This window comes from Neobacillus sp. 19, from assembly GCF_049463095.1.
Taxonomy (GTDB): domain Bacteria; phylum Bacillota; class Bacilli; order Bacillales; family Cytobacillaceae; genus Neobacillus.
Genome location: NZ_JBMPZU010000002.1, coordinates 50139 through 67331, shown reverse-complemented (window position 1 = coordinate 67331; position 17193 = coordinate 50139). Strand labels below are relative to the sequence as shown.

23 protein-coding genes are annotated in these 17193 nt (G+C 38.6%); 5 read left to right on the top strand and 18 right to left on the bottom strand.

Annotated features, from left to right (window positions below; translation table 11 throughout):
* Window positions 1-194: 194 nt before the first annotated feature.
* Both rpmF and ACO1D1_RS00700 read right to left on the bottom strand, forming a co-directional pair.
* Window positions 195-368 carry a 50S ribosomal protein L32 gene (gene rpmF, locus ACO1D1_RS00705; RefSeq protein WP_024029176.1) on the bottom strand — a complete coding sequence of 58 codons (174 nt, stop codon included), beginning with the start codon at window positions 366-368 and terminating at the stop codon, window positions 195-197.
* Between the two features lie 83 nt (window positions 369-451).
* Complete coding sequence (locus ACO1D1_RS00700; protein ID WP_149869489.1) at window positions 452-976, bottom strand: YceD family protein; 525 nt, start codon at window positions 974-976, stop codon at window positions 452-454.
* A gap of 244 nt (window positions 977-1220) precedes the next feature.
* Between ACO1D1_RS00700 and ACO1D1_RS00695 the strand changes: the two genes are divergently transcribed.
* Complete coding sequence (locus ACO1D1_RS00695; protein ID WP_149869488.1) at window positions 1221-2435, top strand: nucleotidyltransferase; 1215 nt, start codon at window positions 1221-1223, stop codon at window positions 2433-2435.
* Between the two features lie 26 nt (window positions 2436-2461).
* Here ACO1D1_RS00695 and ACO1D1_RS00690 read toward each other — a convergent pair whose 3' ends face one another.
* Both ACO1D1_RS00690 and ACO1D1_RS00685 read right to left on the bottom strand, forming a co-directional pair.
* Window positions 2462-3481, bottom strand: a complete 1020-nt coding sequence (locus tag ACO1D1_RS00690; RefSeq protein WP_149869487.1) for a SepM family pheromone-processing serine protease — start codon at window positions 3479-3481, stop codon at window positions 2462-2464.
* Window positions 3482-3483: 2 nt separating this feature from the next.
* The gene (locus tag ACO1D1_RS00685) at window positions 3484-4269 is read right to left on the bottom strand and encodes a patatin-like phospholipase family protein (protein ID WP_149869486.1); all 786 of its coding nucleotides are present in this window, start codon (window positions 4267-4269) and stop codon (window positions 3484-3486) included.
* Window positions 4270-4461: 192 nt separating this feature from the next.
* Between ACO1D1_RS00685 and ylbJ the strand changes: the two genes are divergently transcribed.
* Window positions 4462-5676, top strand: a complete 1215-nt coding sequence (gene ylbJ / locus ACO1D1_RS00680) for a sporulation integral membrane protein YlbJ (RefSeq protein WP_149869485.1) — start codon at window positions 4462-4464, stop codon at window positions 5674-5676.
* Between the two features lie 17 nt (window positions 5677-5693).
* On the opposite strand, the gene coaD is transcribed toward ylbJ, so the two are convergent.
* The 7 genes from coaD to ACO1D1_RS00645 all read right to left on the bottom strand — a co-directional run bounded on the left by coaD (window position 5694) and on the right by ACO1D1_RS00645 (window position 9357).
* Entirely contained in the window at window positions 5694-6176 is a 483-nt protein-coding gene (gene coaD, locus ACO1D1_RS00675; RefSeq protein ID WP_149869484.1) for a pantetheine-phosphate adenylyltransferase, read from the bottom strand.
* Window positions 6177-6189: 13 nt separating this feature from the next.
* Window positions 6190-6747, bottom strand: coding sequence for a 16S rRNA (guanine(966)-N(2))-methyltransferase RsmD (rsmD, locus tag ACO1D1_RS00670; protein WP_423334593.1), 558 nt, complete (start codon window positions 6745-6747; stop codon window positions 6190-6192).
* Between the two features lie 507 nt (window positions 6748-7254).
* Complete coding sequence (locus ACO1D1_RS00665; RefSeq protein WP_149869483.1) at window positions 7255-7530, bottom strand: YlbG family protein; 276 nt, start codon at window positions 7528-7530, stop codon at window positions 7255-7257.
* A 122-nt stretch (window positions 7531-7652) separates the two neighbouring features.
* Window positions 7653-8090 (bottom strand): YlbF family regulator, encoded by a 438-nt coding sequence (locus ACO1D1_RS00660; protein ID WP_149869482.1) that lies wholly within the window; start codon window positions 8088-8090, stop codon window positions 7653-7655.
* Between the two features lie 59 nt (window positions 8091-8149).
* Entirely contained in the window at window positions 8150-8599 is a 450-nt protein-coding gene (locus ACO1D1_RS00655; protein ID WP_223820927.1) for a hypothetical protein, read from the bottom strand.
* Window positions 8600-8691: 92 nt separating this feature from the next.
* Window positions 8692-8931, bottom strand: a complete 240-nt coding sequence (locus tag ACO1D1_RS00650) for a YlbE-like family protein (RefSeq protein WP_149869481.1) — start codon at window positions 8929-8931, stop codon at window positions 8692-8694.
* 18 nt (window positions 8932-8949) lie between these two features.
* On the bottom strand, window positions 8950-9357 hold the full coding sequence (locus ACO1D1_RS00645; protein WP_149869480.1) for a YlbD family protein: 408 nt from the start codon (window positions 9355-9357) through the stop codon (window positions 8950-8952).
* Window positions 9358-9501: 144 nt separating this feature from the next.
* On the opposite strand from ACO1D1_RS00645, the gene ACO1D1_RS00640 reads away from it, so the two are divergent.
* A complete protein-coding gene (locus tag ACO1D1_RS00640; RefSeq protein ID WP_423334592.1) occupies window positions 9502-9990 on the top strand; it encodes a PaaI family thioesterase in 489 nt (162 codons plus the stop codon).
* Window positions 9991-10007: 17 nt separating this feature from the next.
* Window positions 10008-10367, top strand: coding sequence for a hypothetical protein (locus ACO1D1_RS00635; protein ID WP_149869478.1), 360 nt, complete (start codon window positions 10008-10010; stop codon window positions 10365-10367).
* Between the two features lie 15 nt (window positions 10368-10382).
* Here ACO1D1_RS00635 and ACO1D1_RS00630 read toward each other — a convergent pair whose 3' ends face one another.
* Entirely contained in the window at window positions 10383-11462 is a 1080-nt protein-coding gene (locus ACO1D1_RS00630) for a CAP domain-containing protein (protein WP_149869477.1), read from the bottom strand.
* A 161-nt stretch (window positions 11463-11623) separates the two neighbouring features.
* Window positions 11624-12058: a CBS domain-containing protein gene (locus tag ACO1D1_RS00625; protein WP_149869476.1), complete on the bottom strand. Its 435-nt coding sequence runs from the start codon at window positions 12056-12058 to the stop codon at window positions 11624-11626.
* A gap of 189 nt (window positions 12059-12247) precedes the next feature.
* Between ACO1D1_RS00625 and ACO1D1_RS00620 the strand changes: the two genes are divergently transcribed.
* Entirely contained in the window at window positions 12248-12607 is a 360-nt protein-coding gene (locus ACO1D1_RS00620) for a YugN family protein (RefSeq protein WP_149869475.1), read from the top strand.
* Between the two features lie 120 nt (window positions 12608-12727).
* Here ACO1D1_RS00620 and ACO1D1_RS00615 read toward each other — a convergent pair whose 3' ends face one another.
* The 5 genes from ACO1D1_RS00615 to ctaD all read right to left on the bottom strand — a co-directional run bounded on the left by ACO1D1_RS00615 (window position 12728) and on the right by ctaD (window position 17176).
* Entirely contained in the window at window positions 12728-13192 is a 465-nt protein-coding gene (locus tag ACO1D1_RS00615) for a DUF420 domain-containing protein (protein ID WP_149869474.1), read from the bottom strand.
* A 98-nt stretch (window positions 13193-13290) separates the two neighbouring features.
* Window positions 13291-14199, bottom strand: a complete 909-nt coding sequence (gene ctaG / locus ACO1D1_RS00610; protein ID WP_423334591.1) for a cytochrome c oxidase assembly factor CtaG — start codon at window positions 14197-14199, stop codon at window positions 13291-13293.
* 145 nt (window positions 14200-14344) lie between these two features.
* Window positions 14345-14680 (bottom strand): cytochrome c oxidase subunit IVB, encoded by a 336-nt coding sequence (gene ctaF / locus ACO1D1_RS00605; RefSeq protein WP_149869472.1) that lies wholly within the window; start codon window positions 14678-14680, stop codon window positions 14345-14347.
* Window position 14681: 1 nt separating this feature from the next.
* On the bottom strand, window positions 14682-15311 hold the full coding sequence (locus ACO1D1_RS00600) for a cytochrome (ubi)quinol oxidase subunit III (protein ID WP_149869471.1): 630 nt from the start codon (window positions 15309-15311) through the stop codon (window positions 14682-14684).
* The gene (ctaD, locus tag ACO1D1_RS00595) at window positions 15311-17176 is read right to left on the bottom strand and encodes a cytochrome c oxidase subunit I (RefSeq protein ID WP_149869470.1); all 1866 of its coding nucleotides are present in this window, start codon (window positions 17174-17176) and stop codon (window positions 15311-15313) included. Before ctaD ends, ACO1D1_RS00600 begins: the two co-directional genes overlap by 1 nt.
* Between the last annotated feature and the right edge of the window lie 17 nt (window positions 17177-17193).

Here is a 17193-nt window from a genome sequence, read left to right as displayed (position 1 = left end):
TTATGTAACTTACTTGGTTCAGTTGCAGCCGATATTAACAAAATTCCAACGACCTCAGATAGGCGTTTTCGCATTTACTTCGTGAAACGCTTTCGCGTTTTTGGTGCGCCGCTTCACCGGGATTGCTAGTATGTATAGAAACGACAAAAGCACAAGGGCTAAATAGCTCCTTGTGCTTTCTATCCTAATGGAAATTAGTCGTTAACAACGTCTTTTCCTTTGTATGTTCCGCAAGCTTTACATACGCGGTGAGCAAGTTTCATTTCACCACAGTTTGGGCAACTTACCATACCAGGTACGTTTAATTTAAAATGAGTACGACGCTTTCTTTTTGCAGTTTTAGAAGTCCTTCTAAAAGGTACAGCCATTCTTCCCACCTCCTTAAAGAGTATTAAGAAAGTAATGAAGGCCAGGAGAACTGGTTCTTCACTTTGCTTCTTAGATTTGCCGATTATGAATCGGAAGAATTGTTTTCGTCAAAAAACTTTGCAAGCCCTGCGAGTCGCGGATCAATCTTTTTCGATTGTTCTTCTTCATGAAGAACTTCCCAGTCCTTGCCGGATTGCGGTGCAGCTCCATCGGACTCGACATCTTCACAAAACACTTGCATTGGAACTTCAAGTAAAAGAATTTCGCGAATGATTGGGAAACAATCAATCACATCGCCTTTTACCTGATGTGCTTCCTCATCAGTTTCATAAACTGACCCATGCAAGAGGAAAGTTTCAGTTGTTTCGACATTAATTGGAAGTTTTACATCCACTAAAGTACGAGAACAAGGAAGGATTAAATGACCTTCGATTTTTAAATGGAATGTCACTTTCGTTGAATCGATATCTCCCCGACCGGTAATATGCATCGGAGAAACTTCACGAATGGTGGGATCGTCTTGTTTGATCTCGTCCACACGAACCGTCTCATCAATCAAAAAATCCTTGTTTCGATATTTTTGTAACTGGCTTAATGTCCATTTCAATTGAATCACCCCAAGGCAACAAAGGTAATTATAGCCTTCGAAAATATTTTTGTCAATGTTTTTTCTTTACACCATATTTGTGTTGTTTCACTTAATAGAATTCCGCTAAAAAGTGTTTTTCCATACTAGTGTATCCAGATACGTTCTTTACAAACATCTACAACATCTTATCATAATATTTGATTGGTTTCCTTACATTTTTGCTATACTTGTTAAAAATAAACCTTTTAAAAGGAGATTGAACATGAAAGCAGTTGGCGTAATTGTTGAATACAACCCTTTTCACAACGGGCATGCCTATCATTTACAAGCTGCAATAGAAGCGGCAGATGCCGATGTTGTCATTGCCGTCATGAGCGGGAATTTTTTGCAAAGAGGGGAACCTGCCCTTGTATCTAAATGGTACCGGACGAAAATGGCTTTGCTTAATGGAGTCGATCTCGTCTTTGAACTGCCCTACCGCTTCGCTGTTCAAAAGGCAGAAATCTTTGCAGCCGGAGCTGTGTCCATACTGGATGCTGCTTGCTGTGAATCACTTTGCTTCGGAAGTGAGAGCGGAGATATATCTGATTTTACACAGACAATTGATTTCTTAAACGGGGAGCAAGAAGCATATGAGAAACTTATTCATCAATTTATCCATACAGGTGTAAGCTATCCGAAAGCAGTGTCCCTCGCATTTCAGCAATTGGAAGATTCAGATAAATATTTAGATTTAGCAAAACCAAATAATATTCTTGGCATTGAATACATAAAAGCAATCAGCCGGCAAAAAAGCGGGATTAAACCTATAACCGTGGCACGAAAAAGTGCCGGCTATCATGATGAACATTTTTCCTCAGAAACCATCGCGAGTGCCACGAGTATCCGAAAGGCCATTTTCACTAGCGAGGACGAAAAAACGAAAATTGACCAATTTGTCCCTGAACATACGAAACAATTATTACACGAATACCTCCATTATTATCATGTTTTTCATCAATGGGAAAATTATTGGGGCTATTTGCAATTTCGTCTTCTCCATTGCTCGCCTGGTGAGCTAAGGGAGATCTATGAGGTAGAAGAAGGACTTGAAAATAGAATACTGGCTTCAGCAATAGAGTCCACCAGCTTTCAAGAATTTATGCAAAAGATAAAAACAAAACGTTATACTTGGACGAGACTTCAACGATTGTGTGTTCATATATTAACGAATACAAAAAAAGCAGAAATCCAAAGCTTTTCAGAAACAGCCTCCTACCTAAGGCTTTTAGGCATGAGTGCCAACGGAAAGGAATACTTGAATAAGAGAAAAAAAGACTTTGGCCTTCCTCTGATTGCTAAACTTTCTTCTTTTAAGAATGATGAAATAATGCTTGATGTTAAAGCAGCTCGTATCTACTCTCTTGGTATCCCTAATCGTATGAAAAATGAAATGATCAAACAGGAATACAAGCAGGTTCCTATTTTTGCAGAATAAAAAGATGATGCATCCGCACCATCTTTTTATTTTTCATTTAATTTTTCTAAATAGTCCACCGCTTCATCAAATGTATCAATCGGTACGATTTTCATGTTTGTATGAATATCATGGGCAGTTTTTACAGCAGCACGGAAGTTTGAATTTTTCGCCCCATTTTCATTAGGTGCCAAGAAGATGTCCGCACCTGCCTTATCTGCAGCGACAATTTTTTGTTCAATCCCGCCAATTGGACCGACAAGCCCCTTTTCATCGATCGTTCCCGTTCCAGCAATTTGGTAGCCTCTAGTTAAATCTTCATGTGTTAATTGGTTATAAATCTCCAAAGAAAACATTAGTCCGGCTGATGGACCGCCAATTTCGTCGGTCTTGACCTTTACCTTTGGATCCACGATAATCTCTTTATCGTCCACTAGTGAAATTCCAATCCCAATTTTGCCGGGATCACTTTTAAATGGCTGCAGACTTAAGGTAACATCGTCCGTTTTTTTATTTCTTGCATACGTTAATGTGACTTTTTCCCCTACTTGTTTTTTGCCAACATATTCAATAAATTTCTCCGAGGAAGGGAATTGATGTCCATCTACCTTAAAAATGCGGTCACCTGCCCGAAGCTTTCCTTCTGCCGGCATTCCTGGAACTACCTGGACGACATAGATGCCCTTATATTTGTAATCAACAGACAAGCCTGCTTTCCGATAGGCAACATCTATCGCATTTAGTTTTGAGCCCGCCATCAAGTGAAGCTGTCTTGCATTATACTCCTCCTCTGTTTCCTTTTTGTATAAAATCATTTCCAACGGATAAATCTCTTCATACTTCAGCAGCTTTGCCTCCAAATAGGAATAGATATTCGCTCTACCCATTCTAACAGTAGTCAGCATGAAGTTTCCCTCATCCTTATATCCGCCTTCAACCGTTATGATGGGCCCGAGCTCTTTGGCCATTCCCGGTTTTGAAACATAGAAGGGCAAGGAATAGTACATTCCGCCAATCAAGATCAAGGCTGTCAATAATATGGATCCTATATATATTTTTTTTCGCATCTTTAATGTTTCCCCTTCCACTGTTCAATAACGGTTTCAATTTGCTGTAATTGTTTCTTTGTTTCTTCCTTTCCGATATTGATAATCTCTTCATGATGGGTGAAGGCTCTTGAGCTATACATTTCAACTGGGGGACGGATCATAACATCAGCTGCAATTTCTCTGCTGTTAATGATTTCTGATTGCATGATATCAATACTCTGCATAATGACATCATAAATGGTGGTTATTTCTGCGTTCCGTTTTACCCTTGACACATCCACTGCAATGACAATATCTGCACCCATATCTTTTGCTACCGATATCGGAACACGATCTGCAACCCCGCCATCTACTAAAATTCTTCCATTATATCTCTCAGGGACAAAAATCCCGGGAATCGAGATGCTTGCTCTAACAGCCTCAGCAACCGGCCCTTTTTGAAAAATGACTTTTTCACCTGTCAATAAATCCGTTGCCACGATACTAATTGGCAGGGATAGCTCCTCTATGTTTTTTCCATGGGTAAAAACCTTTATAAACTCTTTAATTTTCTTACCTGCAATAAAGCCCATTTTGGGAACGGTAAAATCGAGAAAGTATTTTCTTTTAAAGGCAGTCGATAATTTATATAATCGGTCCAAGTCAATGCCAGCTCCATAAAAACTGGCTACGAGTGCCCCCATACTGCTGCCAGCGATTAAATGAATCGGAATTCCGGCTTCTGTTAATGCCATAATGACCCCTAAATGAGCAAACCCGCGTGCACCGCCAGAACCAAGTGCCAAGCCTATTTTAGGGTGCTCCATAAAAGTTGACCTCCTATTTTTCACCGAATACAAATCTCGTTCAATCTTATGGTCTAATTTAACGTTATATGAGTATATTTGAGATATATGAGGACAAGTAATCACACATTTACGTATGAATATTCTCTATTTTAGCATTGATAATATTGTTTTGAACAGCTTGAGTAATCTGTTTGGAAGGAGGACCCTTCAGTGTTTCGGTCAAGACTAAAAACGATTTTTTTATCCGTTTCTGTTACGATTTTAGCAGCCTCGCTAATTTCTTATCCACAAGAGTCATTTGAAGCGTCTATCCGCGGCCTGAATATGTGGTGGGAAATCGTTTTTCCTTCCCTGTTACCCTTTTTTATTGTCTCAGAAATGTTAATTGGCTTTGGCGTCGTCAAGTTTATTGGCGTTTTGTTAGAACCCTTCATGAGACCGCTATTTAAAGTCCCTGGTGTAGGCGGCTTTGTATGGGCAATGGGAATGGCCTCAGGTTTCCCCGCAGGCGCGAAATTCACTGCACGACTACGCCAGGAAGGTCAATTAACACGAACTGAAGCGGAAAGGCTGGTTTCATTTACAAATTCCTCAAATCCCTTGTTTATCTTTGGCGCTGTATCGGTGGGCTTCTTTTATAATGCCGATTTAGGGATTCTCCTTGCGCTTGCCCATTATTTAGGAAATATCTGTGTTGGTATCATCATGCGCTTCTATGGAAAGGACTCCCCCGATGAGGGTAGTGAAAAAAAGAAAAAATTCAAAATCAGATCCGCCTTATCTGCCCTGCATCAAACAAGACTAAAGGATAATCGGCCAATCGGCAAACTATTAGGTGATGCAGTTAATTCATCAATCCAAACCCTGTTAATGGTTGGAGGCTTCATTATTGTATTCTCGGTAATTAATAAATTGCTCTATCATTTACATATTACTGCAACTCTGGCCAAATTAGTTGAGGTGCTCCTTAAAGCCCTGACATTCCCTGACATGTTAAGTATTCCATTTATTTCAGGATTATTTGAAATCACTTTGGGCAGCCAATTAACCAGCCAAGTCCAAGATGCTACCCTTTTGCAAAAAGCAATGATTACAAGCTTTATCCTGGGTTTTAGCGGTTTCAGTGTCCAAGCACAGGTAGCCAGTATCTTAGCGCAAACGGATATTAGATTTCAGCCTTTTTTTATTGCAAGAATCATCCATGGTATTTTTGCAAGTATTTTTGTACTTATTCTATGGAAACCCATCTATCTACATTTTAATAGTAAAGAGCAGCCCTCAAACGCCATGCCGGTCGGTTTTTTTGAAGATGGTTCCTGGGCAAATCAGTTCTATCATCAACTGATTGAGTTAGGACCCCTCATAACGATTGTCTCGCTTTTTGTGTATGTTTTGCTCTTATTTTCACGGCTCAAAAAGAGCTAGGCAATAGCCCAGCTCTTTTATCGTTTAAATTTTTTATGTAATTCTTTTTCAACTATAGGTGGGACAAGTGATGAAATATCTCCATTATACTTCGCTACTTCTTTCACGATGCTTGAGCTTAGAAAAGAATATTGATTGTTTGTCATGATAAAAAAAGTTTCGATATTTTCATTCAGCACCCTGTTCATCGAGGTAATTTGCATTTCATATTCAAAATCTGAAACCGCCCGCAAGCCGCGGATGATGGCATTGGCATTAACAGCTTTCGCATAATCAACAAGTAAACCCGAATGTTCATCCACCTTTACATTTGGCAGATCTTTTGTGACTGCCTCAATAAGATGTATTCGCTCCTCGACACTAAATAACGGGTTTTTTGCTGAATTATTCATCACACTTACATACACCCGGTCAAATACCTTAGCCCCTCTTCTAATAATATCTAAATGGCCATATGTAATTGGATCAAAGCTCCCTGGACAAACGGCTATACTTGCCACGTTTTACTCCCCCTTATTCTCTGTTCCTCACATAAATTGTTACCGCAATTATCCCATATTGTTCGTGTTTAATTTCTGTAAACCGTCCCACCGTTTTTGGTAAATCCACATCATGGCCATGCTCACACACAACAATGCCATTTGTTTTTACTAAATCTTGCTGATCCATTTTTTCCATTAAACTAACAAGCTGTTGTTTCTTGTAGGGCGGATCTAAAAATATATAATCAAAACGGATTGCCCTTTTGATGAGTGCTTTTACTGCCCGGTCTGCATCATTACGATACACTTCCGTTTTCTCCTCAAATTTACAAGCTTTAATATTTTCATGAATCACTTGGATGGCCTTAGCATCACGATCAATAAAAATAACCTTCTCAAAACCTCTGCTTAGCGCCTCCAGGCCCAACCCGCCACTGCCTGCAAAAAGATCCAAACCAATTCCGCCATCAAAATAAGGACCAATCATATTAAATAAAGCTTCCTTAACTTTATCTGTCGTCGGACGTGTCGAATTTCCCGGAACAGCTTTAAGAGGTCTTCCCTTACATATACCTGAGACCACTCTCATGGACATATCACCACATTTTTCAAAATCAATTTTCTTTATCCATCCTACCATAATTAATAAATTGTAGACAATCTGTTCTAAAAATTATTAAAAAGACGTATAAGCTTTTGAGTTGTGGAAATAATGTAAGTAACAACATCAATTCGAGGATGTTGTTGCCAACCGCGGAGAAGACTTACGTTTCCCCATAAGTTCTTCCTCCGGTTTCTCCTCTCCCTTTGCCTTCTATCCTTTATGAGGATGTAGAAGGACCCTGCAGAATTTTCTGCAGGGTTTTTTTTAGGCTGTGTTAAACTTGGCTGTTGATTTGCGCTTCAGGATGCTCGCTTTCCGCGGGGCGGGCGGTAAGCCTCCTTGGCGCAAAAGCGCCTGTGGGTCTCTCCTGTCCCGCTGCCCGCAGGAGTCTCGCACCTTACGCTCCAATCAACAGGTGTGTAAAATCAACATTCACCTTTAACAAAGCCTTTTTTTAAAAACATAAAAGGTGAGGATCCATTCCCTCACCCTTTAAATTCCCATTTTATAATCATATTCCTTTGCTTTATCCGGAGCAGAATTTTCATATTCCATCCGTAAGAATGGTTTATATGAAGGCTCTACCTTCTTAACAAATGAAAAAGAATTTAACTTTTCCATGATTCCCTCAACATCTTCTTGATTACAATACAAGACGACATATTTCAGCTTTTTTGAAACATAATGAACATTTCCAAAGCGTCTTAACATTTTTGCTTGCTTTAACGAGTACAGCCAAACAACTAATCCTTGTCTTTGTACAAACATACATTTTTCCCCTTCAACAAAACCAGCATTTTACATAAGTCTAGCATATTAAAACGTTTTATTTCAATTTAAAATTTTTTAATTTTAGAATACAAAAAAATCAGCTTAACGCTGATCTTTATTTAACCGCATCCGCAGCTGCCCCCGCCGCCGCATCCGCTTCCATGTCCATTATCAAAAAATGGATTGCCGGTTGGAACTTTAATATGTTGGGAAACTGAACCACCGATTAACATGCTGATTTGATCCAAGAGGCTTTGCAAATCATTTTCAGCTAGTTTAAACTCTGACACGAGCGGATCCAAATCCATCTCCCGTTTATATTCACGAATTTGCATCATGACCCGCTTATAATCCGGATGATATTTTCCAAAGCGCTGTACTTCTTCATAAAGTTCTTTTAGGCTGACAAATTGGTTTATTTTCCGCTGTGTTTCCCCGTTATTCTGCATTTTATATAAACAAATTTGGTATTGTTCCGCAACATCAGACTCTAATACCATTTTAGCTAATTGCTCTGCATTTTCCAATAAAGCTATTCTCTCACTAGTAGCAAGCAAAGCCGCTCACCTCCAATGCAATTTTATCATGAATGCTTGGAGAAAGCGAAAAATTCCTCTTACTTAGGGATATTTACCATAAATTCTTTGGCTAAGCCGTATGGCTCATTATTTAACGTAACGACCTCTAATTTTAGTTGATGGCTGCCAGGTGTAAGACCTTTAATAATAAAGGCAGCTGAAGTCACCTCGGATGTCTGTTTTCCATCCACCCAAATAATCATTTTTCCAACTTTTTTCTTGGCACGGTCTGCTTCCCGGAAGCTGATTCCATTAACAATACACTCTACTAGAACTTGATTTCCTATTGTCTTATGCTGTACAAATAATGAAGGAAATTCTTTTGTACTTTGATTAAAAACTGTGGCAATCTCTGCCGGGTTACGACTTGACTCCTCAATTAGGATTAATTTCGGCTTCGTTTCAGGTTTTGGCACATCCTTCTGACAGCCACTGACGATCCCTGTCAACAAGAATAGAAGAATAGAACATAGTTTGAACTTCTTCACCCTATCACTCCCTTTTGTAGATATTGTTCGCCTCCTTTTTCATTTTTAGTCAATAGAAAAAAGGCCACATTATAATAAATGTGGACCTCAGATTAACTTTGCGTTTTCATTGCCTGGAACATATGATACATCATCGAGGCCATTTGGACGCTATTAGAAAACTTTTCTACCTGGTCTGGTATCGTTTTTTTATAATGATGTAACGATGCAATCTCAAGCGACTGTAAATCATAGGGGTTTCTTGACAATTTCCGATACCATTGCGGCTGCTCACGAACAAATTGCTTTAAATCCTTCTGGCGGTCTAAATAATCTACTACCTCTCTTCTCATTGGTTACTGTTCCCTTCTCTAGTCTTTTCGAAATGAAAATGGATGTTGTGGCCCCTCTTGTGGCTTTATTGAGCCAGAGGCCGGATTCCCCCCCTGGAATTGTGAAATAACTCCTTGGATTGCTCCTAATGCTTGACTTAAGTTATTAATATGAGTTTGCATCTGATTAGGATCCATCTTTTTGACCATGCCTACAATATTAGACATCCAATCTCCTTTGGTCTCCCCATTACTTGTTTCTTGTGTTGAATCCGCGTCATTACCCATGTCTTCCCATCGCTTATCCTCTTCGCCCAATAAGTACCAGTCCTCATATAACTCTTGCCAAGTAGCCTTTCCATTTCGGACCTCTTTGATAATGTTTGGATTATTTTTTACAAATTCCTTGAATTTGAGCACGGAAGGATGCAATTTCTTTTGCGTCATATTTTTCACCTCAGCCCATATTGATCGCCAATAATACAATATGTAGGAATAGTTGAAAGGTGAAAAATCAATCGAAATCAAATGATTTATTATTATGCTTCTAAGTGGTAAGATGGCAACAGAACACGTTAAGAAAGAGGTTATATGATGAAAGACGAACTGCGCAAATTACTTGAAATATGTATCGAAACTGGATCAGATACAGACCTGCGGGCACTCGCCAGCCTTTTAAAAGGTGTACAAAAAAAGATCAGTCGAAATAGAAGCACTTTTATAGATGGACTTCTTCATATGGAAAGAAGTTTTGGGCAAGGTTCCTGCGAAATTACCATTCCGATAAATCCGATCATTCATAATAACTTGAGCATTGTTCACGGGGGAATCACTGCAACAGTACTTGACACGGCCATGGGTGTCCTCGCCAATCATCAGCTGCCGGAAGGCTATGGAGCTGTAACAAATCAGCTCAATATTCATTATATTCTGCCGGGAAAAGGCGATACACTCCGCTGTAAAGCAGAAATAATCCATAAAGGCAGTAAAACGCTGGTTATTTCCGGTGAGGCTTTTCGTGATGACGGACGAAAAATCGCCTACGCGACGGGAACTTTTTTTATCATTCCTAAAGAATAAAATGGGGGCGTCTTCAAATGGTTACTGCTATTGTCATCCCAATCCTTTGCTTGTACTTTTATTGGCTGACAAAGAAAGAAATGAAAGAACAGGATGAGAGGTGGCTTGACGTCAGTAATGTTCGAAAGGAATCTGTCATAATAGGGGAGATTATTAGTATTACCGAAGAAAGACAGCGCTTTTATTATCACCGATACATATTTGTCCAAACACTAAGGCTTCAGACTGCTACAAAACTCATCACCGCGAAAAAGGTGACACCTATGACAAAAAACGTAAAAAATGATTCGTTTACAGTGGGTGAAGTGATTCTAACGTACGGCACTTGGGAAGGCAGCCAATTTTTGTTTAGTGAGTATGAACTAAAAAAAAGGTGACATCACGTCACCTTTTTATTCTTCTTTTTTTTGGATAAAGTTTTGCGTATAATATTTTTGAAATACTCCGACACCAATATGAGTAAAATCTTTATTTAATAGGGATTCCCTATGTCCCTTACTATTTAGCCATCCTTCGACCACGGCCGGGCCGTCTGAATAATTCGCTGCAATATTTTCTCCGGCATTAAGGTACGCGACTTTTGCCGTTTTTAATCGATTTGATAGGTCTCCAAATTTCTTTGAAGTATGTGAGAAATCATCATTTTCAGCCATATCCTTACTATGCCCATAGGCAGCCTCAGCTGTCATATCATCCCATATCAGCGGTTTTATTTTATTTCTGAGACGTAAGACGTTAGTAATGTCAAAAATCTCCTGAGCCATACCCGTTTCTATCAGCTTCCAGGTATCCTCATCAGGCTCTTCCGCTTTAATTAATTCTCCACTATAAACTAATTCGTAAGGTCGCTGTTTAATGAGTGTTTCAGCATTCAAAAAACGTACACTTGAGAGATTTCCCGTAAATTTATCTATGTAGAGCTGCACATAAATATCCCCTAATTTAACCATTGGCCGAAGATTTAAATCTGTATCATTAAGTTCAAAACGGTAGGAATTTCCGTTCACTTCAAGATTAATATTTGTATCAAAAAATTGCGTATTAAAGATTTCTTCTACTGGCTGACCAATTTCAAATGGAGCAACATCCAAAGTTTCACCGATAGCAAAAATGGTTACGACTTGATTATTTTCAACCCCTGCCTGGAAATACCGATTATAATTCTGCTTATAAATATACCATTGATAGCCATACATCGATTGATCAATTCTGTCAGGCGGGCCAAATTCCTTTTCTAACATAGTAACATCTTGTCCTATCAATAAAGCAATGCCTTCATTTGGCTTATCAAAGACTGTTTTATTACCTTCTTGAGTGTCAGGGCCATGAGGCAAAGATTGTTTCATTTCTAAATTGTGATCTTCTTTAATCATCTCATTGCTGTTATTTTTTTCATTTATGCTTACATAAAAACCAATCGTTAAAAAAACAACTGAGAGTATCAGAATTCTACTAAGAGTACGCAGAGGCATTCACCCTCTCTATTACTAGTTCCTTCATTATATGTATAGATAAACTAATTATATCACCTATGTCCAGATTAGTAACAGACAATATCGAAAATGTCTGATAAATCTAAAGAAAACAGGTACGCCTTGTACCTGTTTTCTCGAAAAATGCTAATTTTTAATTTTTAGTGTTGAACACCATTATAGTTTTGCTCAGAGATTTCAGTCAATGCTTCCTTTGCCTGATCATCCGTTAATTCACGGATCGCAAAATCACCAAGTGAAACAATACCCACTAACTCTCCATTCTCGACAACAGGTAAACGTCGAACTTGATGCTCCGCCATTAACATTGCCGCTTCTTTACTCGTTGTATCAGGAGATACTGTTACCAAGGTCCTACTCATTATATCTTCTACCTTCGTTGAACCAGGGTGTTTTTCCGCTACACCCCTGATAACGATATCTCTGTCGGTTATCATACCAACCAGCCTTTCCTGGTCAACGATTGGTATAGCTCCAACATTTAGTTCCTTCATTTTCACCGCAACCTCAAACATGTTATCCAACAATGTACAGCAATCCACATCGTCTGTCATAATTTCACGAATTTTTTCCATCATATTTTCCTCCAAGGTTATTAATTACGCTAAACAATATTATAGTTATCAAACCGTTATAGTTTTATTCGATGAACTATCCATTGCAAGTTGAAACATTTTCAACTATTATTAAAATGAATTATACTTGCTATTAAACCAAACTTGGGAACATAGGGGTAAGAAAAGCGTTTTTAGGAGGGTATAAAAATGAAATTTGAGAATACGGGAATTGAGAATTTAAAGGCGGAATTAAACCGTTTAGACGAAGTAATGCATGACCACGGTTTGGTTCGTGCCGGGCAATGGGATTACGAACGTGTTACATACGACCGCAAGTTTGAATTAAAAGAAGGTGTATATTACCTTCGCGTCCAGGGTTATTCAATTGAAGGTGACGTCGATACATTTAAAGCAACAATACAATTGATGACACCTCATTTGGGAAAACATTATTATCCACACGGTGTTGAGTATGGTGAAGCCGAGAACTTCCCGACTTCGCTTGTCAATCAATGCAAAAAGATTCTCGAAGCAGTAAATGCAGAAGTAAGTAAATTCGCATTATAATAAAGAAAAGCGTATGGTGTCTAGCCATGCGCTCTTCTTTTATATTAATTGGTACAAAGTAAAATAATAATATTAATAAAATTTCTATTCTAGTAAAACTTTTTCCATAGGGATAATAGATTAGAAGCCAAGAATGGCCTTAATCATGGATGTCGTTTCTCCGCCCTGGTAAAAAACATATAACAAAAGGTAAACAGCAACACCTGTAATTGCTGTAAAGAACCATATGATACTAGTAACCGGCCCAAGCTTCCGATGGATTGTCAGTTTATTCTTAAATCCAGTCAGGATGGAGACAATCCCAAATACCGCTCCAATTGTCGCTAAGGTAATATGGAAAATCAAAAATAGTGTGTAATAAATTTTAATCTCATCCGGCCCGCCAAAGGAGGTATTTCCAATAAAAATGGTACGCGAAGCATAGATAATAAAAAAGATAAGTGCAAACACCCCAGCAAGAAACATTGTTTTTTTGTGGGATTCAATTTTCCTTTGTTTTATTTGCCACCAGCCAATGGCAACGGTAATAGCACTTAAAACAATAAAGGAAGTACTGATTGTTGGTAAAATCGGTAATGAATTCATCCATAGATCCTCTCTTTTTACATATTCTATCCTCATTTTAAGGCAGTTCTCTATCCATTTCAATTAATATAAAGAAAACTCCCAATAAGAATGGGAGTTCATTCAATAATATTAGGATTTAAGATATGTTTCTTCATTTCACGTTCTGATTCTTCTTGATCTTTACGATACCATTCAAAAAAGACTTGAGATAAGACAACCGCATAAATGATTTCTTGAATGATTTTCATTACAACACCACCAAGGCGTTGGTCGTCTACTAATGACATCGAGCTAAATAACTCTGGGCCGCTTAAGTTTAAATTTGAAAATACTGATGGCCCTACACATAAACTCATAACATTTGCCCATACATCAGGGTCATGATAGGTTGCATAAATGGAGGAATCTGAAAAAATAATCAATGCACAAGCTGGTGTGATTAGCATACTGTTAGCAAATAAATAAGCTACTTTTTTAATTCCACTCAATGGTTGAAATTCTGACACAGGGCTGATTAATGACCACCACATAAAGACGGCTAAAACAAATAAAAGCATTGAATAACCGCCATGGTAAAATCGATTCTGCATCATATGATCAAAAATGATTGGAATATGGTAAAAGGAAAAGAAGCCGTTAAATAAAAGCAAGGCAATAACAGGTTTTGTAAAAAGCCTAAACAAAGAGTGAATGATTTTAACTCGTAAAATACTTTGCCACAGCCACGGTGGGATTGATAAAATAAATAACGGTGGAATCAGTAATACTAAAATCACCATTGTAATCCCGTGGATGTAGAACATTAGGTGTCCCATTAAATCAAGCGGTGAACCTTTAATCGCATACAATAAAATCATGGAAGTCAAAAATAATGAAGCTTGTTTGCCTGTTAAGGGCTCACTCTCATGGAACTTTGTTCTAAAAGTAATAGTAATAAGAAAATATGCAGCAGTCAGTACAACTAGGATGAACAAAAAGTACGGGCTCCAAAGGGCTTTAAAACCAAATATATCTAATGTAAGCACCTTGATTTCACCTCAATATTTAGTAAACGAATCTTGTCTTTATTATACCCATAGAAAATTCTCTGTGCAAAAAATTGAATTGCAATTTAAATACCTCTTCACTACCTAAAAAGAAAATCGGCTTCACGCCGATTTTCTTTTTCTTTTACCACCAAATAATGGTGACAAATGTCAATATTGTTAGTACAGCAACAAACACTCCTGAAAACAGAAACATTTGTGGAGCTTCATGACCTTTATGGCTCATGTGCATAAAGTAATACAATTGGAATACAACTTGAACTGCCGCTAATAGAAGGATAAATGGTACTGTAAACCATGCTGTGAATCCTTTAATAGCTACAGCGGCAAATGCGATTAATGTTAAGAAAATCATCAAGGAAAAAGATATGACTTGATAACGCATCTCCTCTGCACTTTTCCTGCGGCGATATTCAAGATCTACACTTGGGTTGTTTGAACTTAATGGCTGATTTGTCATTTTATCCCACCATCCCCATCAAATATACTACTGTAAAGATAAATACCCAGACAACGTCGATAAAGTGCCAATAGAGGCTGGCAACATAAAACTTCGGCGCATTGTACAGGTTTAAACCGCGTTTTGAGTTACGAATCATCAATGTCAGAATCCAGCATAATCCGAACGCAACGTGAGCACCGTGGAACCCAACTAATGTATAGAAGGCTGAACCAAATGCACTACTTGTAAAGGTATGTTTATATTCATGAACATAATGACTAAACTCATAAACCTCAAGACCTAAGAATCCAAAACCTAATAACACTGTAAGTCCAAGCCAAACCATCATTTTCTTAAAGGCAAAGTTTTTCATATGATACATCGCATATACACTTGTCAACGAGCTTGTTAATAACAACATTGTTGCCACAAATGTAAGCGGCAAATCATATAAATCTTTCGCCAGATGGTGACTTGTATCTGGCACCTTGTCTTTCAATGCAAGATAGGTGGCAAAGAGAGAGGCGAATAAAACAGTCTCTCCCCCTAAGAATAACCAAAAACCTAAAAATTTATTTTTTGCTTCAAGGGTGGATTTCTCCGGTGCCGCAGGCCAAGTTTCATACGTCATTTTCTCTTCAACGTGCATTATGCCTCAGCCCCCTTTTCTTCTTGTAATTCTTCTTTATGGATATGGAATCCGTGATCATCCTTAATTGAGCGAACAAACATAGAACCAAATGTTACAAGCAATCCGAAAATCATAAGCGGCAATGCCCATGCTGCCTTGTCAGCATGATACATCGCGCCAAAAGCAGCAATGAACAAACCAAGTGAAATCATGAATGGAATGAAAGATGAATTCGGCATGTGAATGTCACCAAGCGGTTCTGCAGGTGTCATACCTTTTTTACCTTCCATTTTTTCAATCCATAGAGCATCTAAGCCACGAACAAGCGGCAGCTGTTTAAAGTTATAGAATGGCGGTGGTGATGGAATCGCCCATTCAAGCGTTCTGCCATCGCCCCATGGGTCATTGCCTACTTTTTCATTCTTTACAGAAGTAATGACAATGTTATAAAGCAATACAATTACACCAATGGACATAAATGCTGCACCAATCGAACTAACCATATTCGAAGCGTCAAACCCTTGCCCTGGAAGGTAAGTGAAAACGCGGCGCGGCATTCCCCACAGACCTAAGAAATGCTGGATAAAGAATGTTAAGTGGAAACCGATAAAGAAGAACCAGAAAGTGATTTTTCCTAATGTTTCATTTAACATCGTACCAAACATTTTAGGCCACCATAGATGTGTAGCAGCTAAAATTGCCAAAACAACACCGCCGACAATTACATAGTGGAAGTGTGCTACGACAAAGTACGTATCATGATACTGATAGTCAGCTGCCGCTGTAGCAACCATGACACCGGTTACCCCACCACAGACAAACGATGGAATAAAACCAAAGGCATAATACATAGGGGTAGTAAACTTCACACTTCCGCCCCACATCGTAAACAACCAGTTAAAAATCTTAATCCCAGTAGGTACACCAATGGCCATTGTTGCCACAGCGAAAATAGCATTGGCAACAGGACCCAACCCAGTTGTGAACATATGGTGTGCCCATACCATGAAGCCTAAGAAACCGATTAACACGGTTGCAAAGACCATTGAAGAATAACCGAAAAGACGTTTTCTCGAGAAAATTGAAAAGATTTCCGAGAAAATACCAAAGGCAGGAAGGATCAGGATGTAAACTTCAGGATGTCCGAAAATCCAGAAAAGATGTTCCCAAATAACTGTATTACCACCCATTGTTACATCAAAGAAATTTGCACCAAACATACGGTCAAACATCATAAGTGTAATTCCGACAGTTAACGGCGGGAATGCGAATAAGATCATCGCTGAGGCAACGAACGTTGTCCAAGTAAACAACGGCATCCTCATATAGGTCATTCCCGGTGCACGCATATTAATAATAGTAACAAGGAAGTTAATCCCACCTATTAATGTTCCAAAACCTGAAATCTGCAATCCTAATACGTAGAAATCAATTCCATGTCCTTTTGAATGAATGGCAAGTGATGCATAAGAAGTCCAACCTGCATCAGGTGCGCCTCCCAAAAACCATGAAAGATTTAAAAATACTCCACCAAAAAAGAACAGCCAGAATCCTAATGCATTCAAAAATGGAAATGCAACGTCACGTGCTCCAATTTGCAATGGCATAACCGCATTCATAAAACCAAGCAAAATCGGCATGGCAGCTAAGAAAATCATCGTTGTTCCGTGCATGGTGATGATTTCATTAAATGCACCAGCACTAACAAAATCATTATTCGGTACTGCCAGCTGGATGCGGATAAATACGGCTTCAAGTCCGCCAACTACAAAGAAAAATCCACCGGCGATTAGATATAGGATTGCGATTTTTTTATGGTCAACTGTTGTTAAAAAGTCCCATAATGTTGCGCTAAATCCCTTTTTTTGAGCAATGGTACTCACAATTTTACCTCCCTTTC